This window comes from Pseudomonas mendocina (assembly GCF_900636545.1).
In the GTDB taxonomy this organism is placed as follows: domain Bacteria; phylum Pseudomonadota; class Gammaproteobacteria; order Pseudomonadales; family Pseudomonadaceae; genus Aquipseudomonas; species Aquipseudomonas mendocina.
The window spans coordinates 4787271-4803404 of record NZ_LR134290.1 but is presented as its reverse complement, the minus strand read 5'-3'; the positions used below and the strand labels follow the sequence as shown (position 1 = coordinate 4803404).

Here is a 16134-nt window from a genome sequence, read left to right as displayed (position 1 = left end):
GAAGCTCCTTAGAGTGCGCCGAGTCGCTGGCCCTGATAGCTGCCATCCTGCACGCGGCGACACCATTCGAGATTGTCCAGGTACCACTGCACCGTCTTGCGCAGGCCTGTGTCGAAGGTCTCCTGCGGCACCCAGCCCAGTTCGCGTTCGATCTTGCTGGCGTCGATGGCATAGCGCAAGTCGTGGCCCGGACGGTCCTGCACATAGGTGATCAAATCTTCATAGCGAGCAATGCCGGCAGGTTTTTGTGGCGCCAGTTCTTCCAGCAGGGCGCAGATGGCGCGCACCACATCGAGGTTCTTCTGCTCGTTGTGTCCGCCGATGTTGTAGGTCTCGCCGACCTTGCCTTCGCTGACCACCTTGAGCAGCGCGCGCGCGTGATCTTCCACGTACAGCCAGTCGCGCACCTGCTGGCCATTGCCATAGACCGGTAGCGGCTTGCCTGCCAGGGCATTGAGGATCATCAGCGGGATCAGCTTTTCCGGGAAATGGTACGGCCCATAGTTGTTCGAGCAGTTGGTGATCAGCACCGGCAGGCCATAGGTGCGTTGCCAGGCACGGACCAGGTGATCGGACGCAGCCTTGCTCGCCGAGTAGGGCGAGCTTGGGGCGTAGGGGGTGGTTTCGGTGAACAGGTCGTCGACGCCATGCAGGTCGCCGTAAACCTCGTCGGTAGATATGTGGTGGAAGCGGAAGGCTGCCTTGCGCTCGGTATTCAGACCGAGCCAATAGGCGCGTGCGCTTTCCAGCAGGCTATAGGTGCCGACGATATTGGTCTGGATAAAGGCCGCGGGGCCATCGATGGAGCGGTCGACATGGGACTCGGCGGCCAAGTGCATGATGGCATCTGGCTGGAATTGGCTCAGCGTCGTAGCGACTCGCTCTGCATCGGCGATATCGGCCTGAACGAAGCTGTACCGTGGGTTTTCCGCAATCTCCAGCAGGGAATCCAGATTGCCGGCGTAGGTCAGCTTGTCGAGGTTGAGGACTTCGTGCTCGGTGTCCTGAATCAGATGGCGAATCAGCGCCGACCCGATGAAACCGGCGCCGCCGGTAATAAGAATACGCATCAGCCCATTGCCTCGCTAGTTAGCCTTTCGCCATACCCACTATCCGAGTGCGGTAAGTGCAATGAACAAGCGGCGGATATGGGCAGTGCAAAAACAAAAAAGGCCTGCGTGAAAGCAGACCTTAGATATTAGATGGTGCCGGCACCAGGAGTCGAACCCGGGACCTACTGATTACAAGTCAGTTGCTCTACCAGCTGAGCTATACCGGCACTGAAGGGCCGCCATTATATCCATTCGTCGGCGTGAGTAAAGCCACGTTCGAGCCTGGCTTTTTCGGGGGTGGTTATCAGCAGCTTTTGGCTTATGCACAAACAGGAGGCGCGTGCGACAGACACGCACCAGCTCTGTGCGCCTTGTCACGATATTTCGCAAGTTGTTGTTTTTGCTGGGTGTTCTGCGAATGATCAGAAAATGATCAGATGTCTATGAGGCCATTCACAAGTGGCGCTGCGGCATTTGCCCAGAAGGATCAACAGAGTTATCCACAGCTTCTGTGAGCAACTCAGCTGCGCTCCGCCAACAGCAGCAGGTTGCGCGGGCTCAACTGGTAGTCGCAGAAGGTGCCCAGTCTGACGCTGTAACCCTGTTCTGCCAGGTACAGGGCGCGGTCCAGCAGTAACCAGAGTTCCAGTGGGCGGCGGAACAGGTTGCGCAGCAACTCCAGGTTGCGCACTTCGGCCAGGCGCTGCCAGCCGCGAGCCTCCAGCTCCGGCCAGTCCTGCTCGCCGGGCGAGGCCACGCCTTTCAGGGCGGCGAGGTCATGGCAGAAGCGGGCGAAGGGTTTGCTCAGCCAATCGCTGGGCAGCGATGGTGTCGGCAGGTATTCGTCGATGCCGCGTAGTAGGCGCTGCAGCAGGTCGAAGGCCAGGCGCCAGGCCATCGACTGGTCGCGTTGCCTGCGTACCCGGGCGCCGGCCGTGACGGTCTCGCTTAGTGGCAAGCCTAGATCGTCGCGTGAAAGCTGCAGGGCGGATGTTTGCGCTGCAGTCGAAAGCGCTTGGTACTGCTTGCCGGCGATGCGGTTGTAGCAGCAGGGAGCGACTGCCAGTTGCGAGCAGCCCTTGCGGCTGGCCAGTTGCAGCAGGCGTACGTGTAGGTCGCCACAGGCGTGTAGGGCTACCGGGGTGTGCTCTTTGCTCAGGTGGTCGCTGCAATCATCGGCCAGCACATCTTGCTGTAGGTGCATGGCATCCAGTCCCAAGCGTCTGCTCAATGCGCTACCCGATTCGATCAGTGCCGGGTCGTACTCCAGGCAGGTCAGGTGCTGACCAGTCTGGGTCAGCCAGCGACCAAGATGGCCCTTGCCGGAGCACCAGTCGAGCCAGTGCTTGGGGTGCTGTTGAAACTGCAGATGACTGGCGAAGGCCTGGATCTGCGCCAGCTTTCTACCGGGCACATCGACGCTGAGGGTATGCGCGCGTGCTGGGGCGTCGCGGCTCGGCAGTTCGCCCAGCTGGCTGAGCGCCTGTGCCTGACGGGCTAGAGCGGTGAACGGAGAGGGTGCTGCGAGCGCGAAGAGATGGCTGTCGCTGGTTTGCGCCTGCTCCAGAGAGCGGCTGCGCAGCCAGGCGGAGAGTTCGGGTAACTCTGCCTCCCAAGGTAGGTGCAGATGATAAAACGGTCTGGGACGCCAAAACGCCTGGTGCTGCAGGAGAAAGTTGTCCAGCGCCTGGAAGCGGGCGCGCAGTTCGCCTGAGGTAAGGATGGGCTCGGACATGGCGTCTATGTCGGAAGGGCGGGCCACCCGTGCAGGCGGCCCCCAGGCTTAGCGGCCTTGGCAGGCGTCGACGCGCAGCCAGCGTTCTAGCAGCTTGAAAAGATTGATCAGGACAAAAGTGATCGCGAGGTAGAACAGTGCCGCGGTGAAGAAGAACTCCATGCTTACGTAAGTGCGGGCATTGAGCGTACGCGCCATGCCAGTCAGTTCCAGCAGTGTGACCGTGCTGGCCAGGGCGCTGGCCTTGAGCATTAGGATCACCTCGTTGCTATAGGCCGGCAGGCCGATGCGTGCGGCGCGCGGCAGGATGATGTGCAGCATGGCCTGGGCGCGCGACATGCCCAGGGCGCGAGCAGCCTCAATCTCACCTGGCGGTACCGCCTGGATGGCGCCGCGCAGAATCTCGGCGATATAGGCGGCGGTGTGCAGGGTCATGGTGAGCACCGCGCACCAGTACGGATCACGCAGATAGGGCCAGAAGACGCTCTGGCGCACGGCATCGAACTGTGCCAGGCCGTAGTAGATCAGGAACAGCTGCACCAGCATCGGTGTGCCGCGGAAGAAGAAGATGTAGCCGTAGGGCAGCGCGCGTACGTACCAGTGTTTCGACGCTCGGGCGATGCCCATGGGCAGTGCCAGGATCAGTCCGGCAATGACCGCAACTGCCAGCAGTTCGATGGTCAGCAGTGCGCCTTCGAACATCTTCGGCAGGTACTTGTAGATCAGCTCCCAGTTCATTGGTTGCTCCTGACGAAGCCGCGTGAGGCTTTCTTCTCAAGGAAGTGCAAGCCGATCATGGCAATGATGGTCAGCCCCAGATAGATGATGGCGGCGACCAGGAAGAAGATCATTGGATTCTTGGTGGCAGTGACTGCGATCTGTGCCTGGCGCATGATTTCGGTCAGGCCGACCACCGATACCAGGGCGGTGTCTTTCATCAGAATCATGAACAGGTTGCCCAGGCCGGGCAGGGCGATGCGCCACATCTGCGGCATGATCAGCTTCCACAGGATGCGCCCCTTGGACATGCCGAGTGCCTGTCCAGCTTCGCGGTGCCCCTTGGGAATGGCCAGAATGGCGCCGCGGAATACCTCGGTGGCATAAGCGCCAAAGCACAGGCCGAGGGCGATGACGCCCGCAGCGAACGGACTGAGCTCCAGGCTACCTACGCCCAGGTTTTCGCCCAGCGCGCGCAGTACGTTGACGGTGCTGAAGTAGATCAGCAGTACCCATAGCAGCTCGGGCACGCCGCGCACGATGGTGGAATAGCTGCCGCCGAGCCACTGTAGCGGCTTGTACGGCGAAGTCTTGGCCAGCGCGCCGAGCAGGCCGAGCACCAGACCTAGAACCAGCGCGCAAAGCGCCAGTTGAATGGTCATCAGGGTGCCGGCGGCCAGGGCGGGGCCGAATCCTTGGAGATCGAAAATCATCGGAGGGCTCGGGCGACCGCGCCGCCAGGTCGGCGGCGCAGCGCCTTCAGGTCATCAATAGATGCTGAACGGGAAGTACTTGTCGTTGATCTGCTTGTAGGTGCCGTCTTCTATGATGGCTTGCAGAGCGGTGTTCAGCTTCTCGCGCAGCGGGTCACCCTTGCGCACGGCGATGCCGATCTTGTCGTTGTCGAACACCGGGTCACCCTTGAATTCGAAATCCTTGCCGGCGTCGCTCTTGAGCCATTCCCAGTTGACGAAGGTGTCGGCCAGCACGCCGTCGAGGCGGCCGGAGGCCAGGTCGAGGTAGGCGTTTTCCTGGGTGTCGTACAGCTTGATGTCGACCACTTTGCCCAGGTTATCTTCCAGCCAGGTACCGGCGATGGTCGCGCGCTGGGCGCCAATCACCTTGCCCTTGAGGCTGGCTTCGTCAGTCTTGAAGTCGGCCGACTTGGGCGCGATGAACTGCAGTTTGTTGGTGTAGTAGGGTTCGGTGAAGTCGACCGCGGCCTGACGCTCTTCGGTGATCGACATGGAGGCGATCAGGAAGTCGAATTTCTTGGCGTTCAGGGCCGGGATGATGCCATCCCAGTCGGAGGTGACCACTTCGCACTCGGCCTGCATCTTGGCGCACAGCGCCTGACCGATTTCCACGTCGAAGCCGGTGACCTTGCCGCTGGCGTCGATCAGGTTGAAGGGTGGGTAGGCGCCTTCGGTGCCGAGTTTCAGTTTGTCAGCTGCGACAGCGCTGGTGCCGAAAGCCAGGGTAGCGGCCGCGGCCAGCAGGATCTTCTTATAGTTCTGCATGCATGTTGCTCCGTGTTAGCGATTGCTGGACATGAATTGTTTACAGCGTGCCGAGTTCGGGTTGTCGAACACCTGGGCGGGTGACCCCTGTTCCTCGACCAGGCCCTGGTGGAGGAACACCACCTCGCTGGATACCTGGCGAGCGAAACTCATTTCATGGGTAACCAGCAGCATGGTGCGACCCTCATCGGCAAGCGCGCGAATCACATTAAGCACTTCTTGTACCATCTCCGGGTCGAGGGCCGAAGTCGGCTCATCGAACAGGATCACCTTCGGTTGCATGGCCAGGGTGCGGGCAATGGCTGCGCGCTGTTGCTGGCCGCCGGAAAGCTGGTTGGGGTATACGTGGCGTTTGTCGGCGATACCGACCTTGGCCAGCAGCGCCTCGGCCACTTCGATGGCCTCGGCCTTGCTCTGGCCGAGCACGCGACGCGGCGCCTCGATGATGTTATCGAGCACGCTCATATGCGGCCACAGATTGAAATTCTGGAAGACGAAGCCGATCTCGCTGCGCAGGCGGTTGATCTGCTTGTTGTCGGCGGCAACCAGCTCGCCGTTCTTCGCTGACTTGAGCTTGAGCTCTTCGCCAGCGACGAAAATCTGACCCTGATGCGGATTTTCCAGCAGGTTGATGCAGCGCAGGAAGGTGGACTTGCCGGAGCCGGAGGAGCCGAGAATCGAGATGACGTCGCCATCTTTGGCCGTCAGGGAGATGCCCTTGAGCACTTCGAGATCGCCGTAGCGTTTGTGCAGGTTGCGAATTTCCAGCGCGGGCGTCGCCTCGGCCATGGGGTGGTGTCCTCTTCTTCTTCGAATGCGCTCCGGCGTACGGCGGGCCGTCCTGGCTGGCGGCCAAGCTAGCATAGCGTTTCCGTGACCGCCAAGCCGTTTGCTGGCCTATGGCTTGCTCTACGGTCAGGGTGTCGCCTGACTGCAGCAGGTTGTCGCGCAGATGCAAAACGCGCAGTTCAACGTACGTCGTTCAAGTACAGCTCGACCATGTCGTCGAGGCGTGCCTTGATTGGCTGCCAGTCTGGCATGGATTGGTCTAGCAGGCGCCAGAAGGCTTCCGAGTGATTGTGCTCGGCAAGATGGCAAAGCTCATGCAGCAGGACGTAATCAATGCACTCGGCAGGCGCTTTTACCAGATGCGGATTGAGCGTCAGCGTGCCGGAGTGCGAGCAGCTTCCCCACTGCGTCTGCATGGTCAGCAAGCGAAGCGCAGGCTTGCGCGTGACCCATGGGGTCTGTGCGATCAGACGCTCTAGGCGTTGATTGAACTGTTCGCGTGCGCGAGCTTTGTACCAACCGAATAGCAGCTCACGCACCTTATCTGCGCTGTTATGGCGCAGTGTCACGCACAGCATTCCGCGCAGCAGCTTCACCTGTTGCGGTGCTCGCGGAGCCTCCTGCACCTTCAGTGGATAGCGTTTGCCCAAGTAGAAGTGGGTCTCGCCGCTGACGTACTGGCGTGGGCGAACCTGCAGCAGGCGTTCACGGATGGGCTGCAGTTGCTCCCAGATCCAGCGAGCCCGATTCGTCACTCCCCGGTTGATCTCTTCATCGCTGGCGGTCTGCGGTGCCAAGACCTCAACCTGGCCATCCGGGTGCACCTTGATGGTCAGTTTGCGTGTGGCGCGCGCCAGCTTGCGTACCTGATAGCAGATGATTTCGCCGCCATAGTGCAACTGGCTCATCAGCGTTTGCGCGTCCCGGCACGCACGATCTGCACGACCTGCTCCACCAGCGCCTGCACACTATCCATGCCCATTCCAAGGGGTTTGAGTGCCAGGAAGTACAGAGGGAGAAGCTGCTGGCGTATCGACGCTTCGATATTCAGCGGGTTGATGGAAAACTCCCGCACGGCCTGATCGACGATGGCATCGGTCTGTTCGGCCAGCGCTACCCAACTCTCGTCAGTCGCTACCTGTTGCTCCGCAAGCACCAGTTTGAAGGCGCCGTAATAGGCCTGTACGTGCGGGTTGCCGCGTACTTGCTGAGGCAACTCGTCGAGCTGGCGTTGTTGCACCTGCTCATCGAATGACTTGAACAGCAGGTACTGCTTGAGCGGATGGTCGAACAGCGCATCGGCTTCTGCGATCACCTGGCGCAGCAGTTCGGAGAAGCGCTTTTTCGCGTAAGGGTCGTCCAGAAGCTGATCGATTTCGCGGGTCACTCGGGTCTGGATGATGTCCTTCTCGTTGCGCGCTTTTTCGTCGCTCCAGTTTTCCGGGTGGTGCGAGCCCATTTCCCCAACCAGATAAGCGCCCTTGGCTTCTCGCACATCGATACCCAGCACGTGCTTGTCCATGAGCTTTCTCACCTGCACGGCGTACTCGTCGTAATCCACCGTATCGCCTGTGATCTGCTTGAGGCGCTGACGCAGGTTGGAAAGCTGCTTGACCGTCTCCTTGTATTGGCGGCGAGTGTTCTCGCTGACGCTTTTGTCCTGAAAGAACGCCTGCGATTGCAAGGCAATGCTCAGGCAGCCGGCAAACTCGCTGAGCAGCGCATAGAAGTCATCGCGCGCTTTCTGCCGGCTATCGACCTGCACGCCATCGCGCTCTTCCAGACGAGGCAGCAGCACCGCCAGCATCTGCTCGATATCCTGGGTGTTCTTCACCTCGGCGAAGATCTCCCATAGACGCTGATAGAGATCCGGCAGCTTCTTGTACTCGGTGCTCATCGGGCTGTAGAGGCCGTCCAGATCCTCGATGCTGTAACCGCCCTGGGTGCGGGTTGCCAGATCCTGGTACTGGGCGATGGTGATATCCAGCTCGCCGAGGATGCCACGATAGTCGATCAGCAAGCCGTGCTTCTTGTGCGGATGCAGGCGGTTGACCCGCGCGATGGCCTGGATTAGGTTGTGCTGCTTGAGGTTCTTGTCGATGTACAGCACCGCGTTGCGTGGCTCGTCGAAGCCGGTGAGCAACTGATCGATGACGATCAGCAGGTCGGGGCCATCGTCTTCGGCGAATGCCTCGATCATGCGCTGCTTGTAGGCCGTGCCGTCCTCCTTGCCGACATGCTTGTCCCACCAGGCCTGCACCACCGACTTGCTGTCCTCGTCGCTGTCGCTATTGTCTTCGCGGCTATCGGGGGCGGACATCACCAGCACCGACGACACCTGGCCGATCTCATCGAGAAACGCCTTCAGGCGAATCGCCGACACGCGGCTGTCGCAGGCGACCTGGCCCTTCAAACCATCGGTGACGTGCTTGCTGAAGTGATCGCTGATGTCGTGAGCGATCAGTTCCAGGCGCCCAAGTGCCTTGTACAGCTCACCCTTCTTGGCGAATTTCTTCTTCAGGTCGGCCTGCTGGGCGGTGCTCAGGTTCTGTGTATGGCGCTCGAACCAGCTGTCGATGGCGCGGTCGTTGACGTCCAGTTCGAGGCGCCGCTCCTCGTACAGCAACGGCGTTACCGTGCCGTCCTCCACCGCGCGCTGCATGGTGTAGGCATGCACGATGGGGCCGAACTTGTTCTGCGTCTTTTCATCCTGCAGCAGCGGCGTACCGGTAAAGGCCACGAACGCGGCATTGGGCAGGGCAAGGCGCATCTGCGCATGATTTTCGCCGCCTTGAGAGCGATGCCCTTCATCCACCAGCACGATGAAATCGCTGCTGTCGTTATGGCACTCCGGCAGTTTTGCCGCCGAGTTGAATTTCTGGATCAGGCTGAACATCACCCGCGCCGACCCTTTGCCGATTTGCTGGGCCAGATGGCGCCCGGATTGGCTCAAGGCCTCCTGCTGGTCGCGCGCGCTCAGCGCGCCGGCGCTGGCGAAGGTCTTGCTCAGTTGCGCTTCCAGATCGGTGCGGTCGGTGATCACCAGCACGCGGCAATTCTGCAGCTCCGGGTGGAAGATCAGTGCCTTGGTCAGCAGCAGCATGGTGATCGACTTGCCCGAGCCGGTGGTGTGCCAGATCACCCCGCCCTTGCGCGCACCACGCGCATCGCGTTGCTGAATGCGCTCGATCAGCGCGCGGATGCCGAACACCTGTTGATAGCGCGCGACGATCTTGCCGTGCTTGCTGTCGCTGTAACTGTAGAAACGCACCATATCGAGCAGCCGATCCGGGCGGCACAGGCTGATCAGCAGCTTGTCCTGCTGGCTGGCCAACAGGCCGCCGGCCAGCCATTGCTGATACCAGGCCAGGCTGGCTGCCGGGCGCTGAGCGAAGATGGCCTGTTGTTGCTCGGCATCCAGAGGGCGATTCTTCAGTTCGGCGAACGCCACTTCGCCGATTTCCTCCTCGCGCCAGGCGGCCCAGAACTTCTCCGTGGTGCCCACGGTGCCGTAGCGGCCGCTGCTGCCGTCGATCACCAGTAGCAGTTGGCTGAAAGCGAACAGCTGCGGAATTTCGTCGGCGCGCTGATTGCGCAGCATCTGCGAGATGCCCTGTTTGATCAGCTCCTTGCCGTTGCTGGCGTCTGGCCGCTTGGCCTCGATCACCGCCAGTGGTAGGCCGTTCACGTAGAGCACGATATCGGGAATACGCAGGCCGATACCACTGGCGCAGCCCACACCCAGCTCTTCGGTGAAGTGGAAGCTGTTGTTATCGAGATTCGTCCAGTCGATCAGCGCGATGGTCGGGTTGACCTTGTTGCCCGCCACGAAATCGCTGACCCCGATGCCGTACAGCAATTGCTCGGAGAAGCGCTGGTTGGCCAACTGCAGGCCCTCGTTCAGCGCGGGTTGGCCTATCTCGGTCACCAGCTTGTTCAGGGCGGCTTCGCTCAGCCCGTGCTCCACGCCCGCGCTGTGAAAGCGCCGTTTGGCCAGCTCGGCGCGCAGCACCGGGGCCAGCACCACGCGCTCCTTGCTGCCGCGCATCTCCAGCGCCTGGCTGGGGCTCAGGTAGGTGAAGCCGAGGTTAGCCAGCAGAGCCAGGGCGGGGATCTTGGCGCTGTACTCTTCCTGAAAGCGTGGTGAGGCGGTCACAGCACTATTCCTTGTTCTGCCAGCCACAGGCGACCAGCAGCGCTGGTGACATAGGCCTGCTGTGGGTGGTTGATCACTTCGGGGTACAGGTATTCCAGCAGGCCTTGCTGCTCGCGCAATGGGTTCAGGTGGCCGGTTTTCAGTGCCACCACCTGACGATTCAAGTGTCTGGCCAATTGCTCCGCATTGTGTGGGCGGATGCTGCATAGCCAGAGAATCAACGGCCAAAGCTTGTGCTTGCGGGCCTTGGGTGAAATCGTTGCCAATGCTGCGAGCAGCGGCTCGGGCAGCTCGCCCGTATCAGGGGCGAGGTCACTCGTATTTACCCTGAGGTCACTCGTATTTGCCTCGAGGTCACTCGTATTTACCCTGAGGTCACTCGTATTTGCTCCGAGGTCACCCGTATTTGGCTCGTCTGCGCCTTCCTCCGGGAACAGCGGCAGGCCTGGCAGCTCGGCCAGTTGGTAATAGGTCGCCGGCCCCGCGCCGCCTTTTACCAGCAGGCCGCGTTGATGATGCAGACGTCCCAGAATCTGGCTGGCGGCCAGGGTATCCAGATCGCTGATGGCGCGCAGCGCGGCGTTGTCCACTGCGCCGGTTTCCGCCGCCAGCAGCAGCGCCTTGGCTTCGTCGGCGCTCAGGTGCAGATGGCTGAACTGCTGCAGCCAGCGCAACTGCTGCTCGCCCAGCAACTGGTGCAGCAGGTAAATGGCAGTGAACTGGTTTTCCAACTGATGGCTGCTGAACACCGGCGCGGTCAGCCCCAGTTCCTGCAGCAGACGGCGCATGGTGCGGATGCCCGTGCCCTTGGTTTCGGCAAAATCCAGGTCATACAGCACCGCAGCGATGATCGGGTTGCGCAACTGTGAGCCCATTTCGCCGAGCAGTGCGGTGGGCTTGAGCGAATAGCCGGCATTGCGGATTTCCAGGCGATTGCTGTAACGCACCACCAGCGTCGGCTGGTTGACCTGATAGTCGCGGTGCATCAGCGCATTGACCACCGCTTCGCGGATCACCTTCTGCGGCAGCAACGGCTGGTCGGAGCGCTGGGTTTCGCCTTCGCGCAAACGGAAGTGTCGCGGCATGTCGTCGAGAATGGTCGCCTCCAGGCGGACGATCAGGCGCAGCAGCGGCTCGCGAAAATCCTGGGTGGTGGCGAAGCGCTGTTCAGGGTCTTCGACCCACTGCGTGCCCTGGATGCGCACATAGTCCACCCGCACGGCTGGCAGCAGGCGGCGCAGCGCCAGCGGCTTGCCCAACAGTAGCAGGCCCGCCACATTTGGCCGCCAGTGCCCGTCGATGCGCTTGACCAGATTCAGCGCGCGCAGCATTTCCTCATCGCCGGCCAGCAACTCCTCGGCCTGTGGGCGCACACGGGCACGTAGCTGCCGATACAGGGCGATGGCGCCGTCATCGAGGTCATCCCACTCGGCGTCCGGCAGGATCACCTGTTCGAAGCTCATACCCGACTTGGCCAGCAGCAGTGGCTCCAGCTCCTGTTGCGAGCACTCGTAGTCGCCGTTCAGGCCGCGTCGCCACACGCCGGTCTTGCGCTTGTTCTTGCTGTCGAACCTGCCCTTGAAGATGCAGGGTTTGGCGGCGGCATCCAGCTCCGGCACATACAGCGCCACCACGCGCTGGCCATCGATCAGCGCTGTCTGGCTATGTATGGCGATGGCGCTCTCGAACTGCTCGCGGCAGTTGCCCTGAATCTCGTTCAGCAGCTTGTCGACATCGGCGACGCCCTCGACCCAAAACTCGGCGTGCGTTGCGTCCGGCTCGCCTATCCCCAGCAGCAGATAACCACCGCCCAGGCCTGGTTCATTGGCGAAGGCGCAGATGCTTTGCATGATCGAGGCGCCGGCCTGGCTGGCGCGTTTGGCTTCGATGCGCGGGTGCTCGTCGAGCGCGCGCAGTTCGGCGAGCAGGGACTCAACGCTTTGCATCAGTGCTCGCAGCCTCCGAAAACGGCGGCGGCAAGACGCAGTGGCGAGCGGGTGAGGGCGCTGGAGGGCTGCATAAGGCTTCCTTGCAGAGGTTTGCCAGACGATACCAGAGGCGCGCCAAGGCGGCACCGTTGGCGCTGAGCCTCAGTGTAGGCAGCAGTGCTTGAACTTCTTGCCGCTGCCACAGATGCAGGGCTCGTTACGCCCCGGCATCTTGACTGAGTGCGCCGGAGCGTTTGCTGGTTGGGTGCTGCGCAGGGACAGCCAGTAGGCATGCAGGGCGATGGCGGCGGGTTCGATACCGTCGACCAGGGCCTGGTGTTGTTCCAGGCTCAGGCCATCGAGCTTGTCGAAGTGTTCTTCGCGGCCATGCAGGGCGATGGCCTCTAGCTGGCTGGCCTGGGGTTCCGGTAGTGGCGGCCATTGGCCCAGATCGACGCCACGCATATAGCCGAAGCACCATTCCTCGATCACGGTCACGGGCTTGCCCTGGTGTTCGTTCTCGTAGAACAGCGCGGTGAAGTGTTCGGGCTGGGTCATCAGCAGGCTGGCGATATCGTTCATATGGCGCAGCAGCAGGCTTAGCACGGCCTGTTCTTCGTCGATACTGGCAAAGGTCGGCAGCACGCCGCCCCACAGCTCCGGCAGCCAGGTGCTGGGCATCACCGCTTCGGGGCCGGAAACCAGCGCGGTAAAGAAGCCGTCCAGTTCGGAGATACCGAGCACCGAGTCATCGTTGCCGTGATCCAGCAAGGCGGCGTCGAGAAAATCCAGTTCTTCCGGCGTTAGCGGTGTGTCGTGCATGAAGCCTCCATCGATGAAGCACCAGCGATCAGTGTAGGAGCGGCTTCAGCCGCGAAGCGAGGCCAGCATACCGCCACGTCGAGGGCGCAAGCCGCGTGGCGATCAGCGTATCGATCGCCCGAAACGGTAGGCATCCAGCATTGGCGGACGGTGTAGTGCCCAGCATCGTGGTTGGCTGCAAGCCCGCTCGGTGGGTTACGGCGCCTCTGACCTGGGGGCTGGTTGTTCCGCCCGCGACAGGCGCCTAACCCACCCTACGGATCGGCGCCAGATCCTCTTCCTCGTCGTCCAGGCGCACCCGGCGTTTGCCGGTCAGCAGTTGTTGCATCAGGGCCTTTTTCTCCAGCTTCAGCTTGTCCAGCTGGGCTTGCAGATTGGCGATTTCGGCATCGGCGGTGGAGAGTACCTGGGCGATTTTTTGTTGTTCGGGGAGTGATGGCAGCGGAATTTCAAGCTGGCTCAAATCGGTGAGATAGATTCGGACTCGAACGCTGCCATTTCCAGCACTCTCCATATAGCTTGTCCATGACTCCGACCTTCGGAAGTGATCGAAGTAGGCGCCAAGCAGTACCTCTTCATTGCACTCGAATACGACATAGTCTGGGCTGACTAGGCAGTCGGTTTCTTTATGCCAGCGACAAATAGAGCCAACGTTAATACGCATGGGGTTGTAAGCGAACCAGCCAGGCTTGACGATTTTATAGCGATCAATCGACTTGCCGATGGTCTGCTCCCTCATCGGGATCATGCCGTCGGTTTTATTGACCGACATGACGTCTTCTACGCTCAGCCTGGAGTTTGTGTTACGTAGACTAGAGCCCAGTAAGCAGCTTGCAACAGAGGCTCTACGCCAATTCTGCGAAAAGCCCCGTAAGCGCTTTTGCCCTGTCAGTAAGTGCTGTATCAGGGCCTGCTTCTGCTGCTTGCTATTGGCAAGCAGACGCTCGGTGGTGGCGATGGCTTTGTCCCAGGTGGAAAGGATTTGGGCGATCTTGGTTTGTTCTGCGAATGGCGGTACAGGAACTGGAATTTCTTTAATTAAACCGGCGCTCAGGTTGTTTTGGCTGCCACCATTGCTCATGCCACGAATATTTTCATACTCGGACTGTAGGTACTGAAAGAGGTATTCGTGTGAGTAGCCGCTTTTGAGAATTATCGCTGCGCAGGCCTGGTTGGTTGTTGCCTCTATACTTAGCTTAGCAACTTGGCCGCGTGTTTTACCCTGGCCGTACATGGCCATCAAGATGGTGTTTTTCGGGAATAATTTTGCCGATGAACACTGCATGCCCAATGAAGTGATCTTTTGGGCTGTCTTGGTAATCGTGCCGAAGTTGATTTCTGCTGTTGTAACCCAGGGAATATCTCCATCCCAGTATTCGCTCTGGGAACGGCTGGGGGTACCACCAGAGGAAATAGTGGCTATATCACCAAGGTCTTTGATGACCCAGCTATCAGGCACCATAACCCAGCTCCTTCAAATACCCATCCATCTCCCGCTTTAGCTCCAACAGCTCCCGCTCCAACTCTTCACGCTCAGCCTTGATCGCCAGCAGGTCGATTTCTTCTTCGGCCTTGAAGGTATCCACATAGCGCGGGATATTCAGGTTGTAGTCGTTCTCGCGGATGCGCTGCAGCTCGACCCGTTCCGCGTAGCGGCTCTGGTGCTGTCGGGCACGGTAGGCGGCGACGATGCGCTCAAGCTGCTGCGGCCCCAGCTGGTTCTGGTTCTTGCCAGCGACGAAGTCGCGCGAGGCGTCGATAAACAGTACGTCGTCGCCGCTCTTGGCCTTGCGGAACAGCAGGATGGCGGCCGGGATGCCGGTGCCGAAGAAGAGTTTTTCCGGCAGGCCGATCACGGCGTCCAGCAGGTTTTCTTCGATCAACGCCTGGCGGATCTTGCCTTCGCTGCCGCCACGGAACAGCACGCCGTGGGGCACCACCACGCCCATGCGGCCAGTGCCGGGTTTCAGCGTTTCGATCATATGCAGGATAAAGGCGTAGTCGCCCTTGGTCTTCGGCGGCAGGCCGCGCTGGAAGCGGCCGAACTTGTCGCGCTCGGCCTGTTCGATGCCCCATTTCTCCAGGGAGAAGGGCGGGTTGGCCGTGACCACGTCGAAATGCATCAGGCCGCCGCTGGCATCCAGCAGTTTCGGGTTGCGGATGCTGTCGCCCCATTCGACCCGGTGGTTGTCCTCGCCATGCAGGAACAGGTTCATTTTCGCCAGCGCCCAGGTGGCGCCGATGGACTCCTGGCCGAACAGGGCGTAGTCGCGCGAGCCGGTCTTGCTCAGCACCTTGCGCCCGCACTTCATCAGCAGCGAGGCCGAGCCGCACGCTGGGTCGCAAATCTGCTCGCCCGGCTGCGGGTCGAGCAGTTCGGCCAGCAGGTCGCTGACTTGCGGCGGGGTATAGAACTCACCGGCGGTCTTGCCGGCGCCGGCGGCAAAGCGCGAAATCAGAAATTCGTAGGCGTTGCCGATGATGTCCAGATCGCCGATGCGCGAGGGGCGCAGGTTCATCCCCGGCTGGGCGAAGTCTTCCAGCAGGTGGCGCAGCAGGTCGTTCTTGCTCTTTTCCTCGCCGAGCTTGTTGGCGTTGAAGCTGATGTCCTGGAATACGTCGCGCAGCTTGCTGCTGTTGGCGTCTTCGATGGCGTGCAGGGCCTTGTCGATACGCTCGCCGTTGCCGGGCAGGTGGCGATTCTTGTGCAGGCTGTAGAAGTTGGCCGACTCGGGCAGCACGAAGCGCTCGGTCTTCATCATCGCGGCGATCAGCGCCGGCTCGTTGCCGTACTTGGCCTGGTAGGCCTCGTAGTGATCCTGCCAGACGTCGCTGAGGTACTTGAGAAACAGCATGGTCAGCACGTAGTTCTTGTAGTCGCTGGCATCCACGCTGCCGCGGAAGGTGTCGCAGGACTTCCAGATGATGGCGTTGATTTCGTCCTGGCTGATCGGGCTATGGCTCATGGGCTTCTTCTTGACGGCATCAAAGGGTTGGGCTGGCGTGCGTAGTCGCGCGCAAACGGCGTTGAGCTTCGATAGTGAGTGGCGCCTGGCAGGGCTGTGCGAAGGTGTGCAGGTTGCGGGCCAGGTCGCGAGGGGAGGTGGGCGTCTGATCGTACATGGCAGCGGGCGTCCCTGAGGTTGACGATGCTGTACATGGCCATGGCAGGAGGGCTGCCATTTTCTACAGATAGAAAAAAGGCTCACATTGCTGTGAGCCTTTTTCAAATATGGTGCCCAGGGACGGAATCGAACCGCCGACACGGGGATTTTCAATCCCCTGCTCTACCAACTGAGCTACCTGGGCCAACGGGGCGCTATTAGACGGATTTGAAGGATCAGTGTCAAGCGCGGGTTTGAAAAATATTTAATTATTTCGGGCGCTTAGGTTCGTGAGCGCTGAAAAACGGGGA

General features: G+C 60.7%; 12 protein-coding genes and 2 tRNA genes. All 14 read right to left on the bottom strand.

Annotated elements, in window-relative coordinates:
- Positions 1-8 precede the first annotated feature (8 nt).
- Positions 9-1070 carry a dTDP-glucose 4,6-dehydratase gene (rfbB, locus tag EL191_RS22550; protein WP_041980321.1) on the bottom strand — a complete coding sequence of 354 codons (1062 nt, stop codon included), beginning with the start codon at positions 1068-1070 and terminating at the stop codon, positions 9-11.
- A 133-nt stretch (positions 1071-1203) separates the two neighbouring features.
- Positions 1204-1279 (bottom strand) — tRNA-Thr (locus EL191_RS22545).
- Between the two features lie 293 nt (positions 1280-1572).
- Entirely contained in the window at positions 1573-2787 is a 1215-nt protein-coding gene (locus tag EL191_RS22540) for a methyltransferase (protein ID WP_041980320.1), read from the bottom strand.
- A 48-nt stretch (positions 2788-2835) separates the two neighbouring features.
- On the bottom strand, positions 2836-3525 hold the full coding sequence (locus tag EL191_RS22535) for an ABC transporter permease (protein WP_041980319.1): 690 nt from the start codon (positions 3523-3525) through the stop codon (positions 2836-2838).
- Entirely contained in the window at positions 3522-4217 is a 696-nt protein-coding gene (locus EL191_RS22530) for an ABC transporter permease (protein WP_041980318.1), read from the bottom strand. Before EL191_RS22530 ends, EL191_RS22535 begins: the two co-directional genes overlap by 4 nt.
- Positions 4218-4271: 54 nt before the next feature.
- The gene (locus tag EL191_RS22525; RefSeq protein WP_013717635.1) at positions 4272-5024 is read right to left on the bottom strand and encodes an ABC transporter substrate-binding protein; all 753 of its coding nucleotides are present in this window, start codon (positions 5022-5024) and stop codon (positions 4272-4274) included.
- A 15-nt stretch (positions 5025-5039) separates the two neighbouring features.
- Positions 5040-5813, bottom strand: coding sequence for an ABC transporter ATP-binding protein (locus tag EL191_RS22520; protein WP_013717634.1), 774 nt, complete (start codon positions 5811-5813; stop codon positions 5040-5042).
- Between the two features lie 179 nt (positions 5814-5992).
- Complete coding sequence (locus EL191_RS22515) at positions 5993-6721, bottom strand: M48 family metallopeptidase (RefSeq protein WP_041980317.1); 729 nt, start codon at positions 6719-6721, stop codon at positions 5993-5995.
- Positions 6721-9969 carry a type I restriction endonuclease subunit R gene (locus EL191_RS22510; protein WP_041980316.1) on the bottom strand — a complete coding sequence of 1083 codons (3249 nt, stop codon included), beginning with the start codon at positions 9967-9969 and terminating at the stop codon, positions 6721-6723. Before EL191_RS22510 ends, EL191_RS22515 begins: the two co-directional genes overlap by 1 nt.
- Positions 9966-11915: an ATP-binding protein gene (locus tag EL191_RS22505; protein WP_041980315.1), complete on the bottom strand. Its 1950-nt coding sequence runs from the start codon at positions 11913-11915 to the stop codon at positions 9966-9968. Before EL191_RS22505 ends, EL191_RS22510 begins: the two co-directional genes overlap by 4 nt.
- 144 nt (positions 11916-12059) lie before the next feature.
- Complete coding sequence (locus EL191_RS22500) at positions 12060-12719, bottom strand: UPF0149 family protein (protein ID WP_041980314.1); 660 nt, start codon at positions 12717-12719, stop codon at positions 12060-12062.
- A 244-nt stretch (positions 12720-12963) separates the two neighbouring features.
- Complete coding sequence (locus EL191_RS22495) at positions 12964-14181, bottom strand: restriction endonuclease subunit S (protein WP_041980313.1); 1218 nt, start codon at positions 14179-14181, stop codon at positions 12964-12966.
- A complete protein-coding gene (locus tag EL191_RS22490; protein WP_041980312.1) occupies positions 14171-15685 on the bottom strand; it encodes a type I restriction-modification system subunit M in 1515 nt (504 codons plus the stop codon). Before EL191_RS22490 ends, EL191_RS22495 begins: the two co-directional genes overlap by 11 nt.
- 267 nt (positions 15686-15952) lie before the next feature.
- Positions 15953-16028, bottom strand: a tRNA-Phe gene (locus EL191_RS22485).
- Between the last annotated feature and the right edge of the window lie 106 nt (positions 16029-16134).

Coding starts and splice junctions, on each gene's coding strand:
- EL191_RS22535 (WP_041980319.1), bottom strand. CDS start 3,525: ATGAACTGGGAGCTGATCTACAAGTACCTGCCGAAGATGTTCGAAGGC.
- rfbB (WP_041980321.1), bottom strand. CDS start 1,070: ATGCGTATTCTTATTACCGGCGGCGCCGGTTTCATCGGGTCGGCGCTG.
- EL191_RS22540 (WP_041980320.1), bottom strand. CDS start 2,787: ATGTCCGAGCCCATCCTTACCTCAGGCGAACTGCGCGCCCGCTTCCAG.
- EL191_RS22515 (WP_041980317.1), bottom strand. CDS start 6,721: ATGAGCCAGTTGCACTATGGCGGCGAAATCATCTGCTATCAGGTACGC.
- EL191_RS22525 (WP_013717635.1), bottom strand. CDS start 5,024: ATGCAGAACTATAAGAAGATCCTGCTGGCCGCGGCCGCTACCCTGGCT.
- EL191_RS22530 (WP_041980318.1), bottom strand. CDS start 4,217: ATGATTTTCGATCTCCAAGGATTCGGCCCCGCCCTGGCCGCCGGCACC.
- EL191_RS22500 (WP_041980314.1), bottom strand. CDS start 12,719: ATGCACGACACACCGCTAACGCCGGAAGAACTGGATTTTCTCGACGCC.
- EL191_RS22505 (WP_041980315.1), bottom strand. CDS start 11,915: ATGCAAAGCGTTGAGTCCCTGCTCGCCGAACTGCGCGCGCTCGACGAG.
- EL191_RS22495 (WP_041980313.1), bottom strand. CDS start 14,181: ATGGTGCCTGATAGCTGGGTCATCAAAGACCTTGGTGATATAGCCACT.
- EL191_RS22490 (WP_041980312.1), bottom strand. CDS start 15,685: ATGAGCCATAGCCCGATCAGCCAGGACGAAATCAACGCCATCATCTGG.
- EL191_RS22520 (WP_013717634.1), bottom strand. CDS start 5,813: ATGGCCGAGGCGACGCCCGCGCTGGAAATTCGCAACCTGCACAAACGC.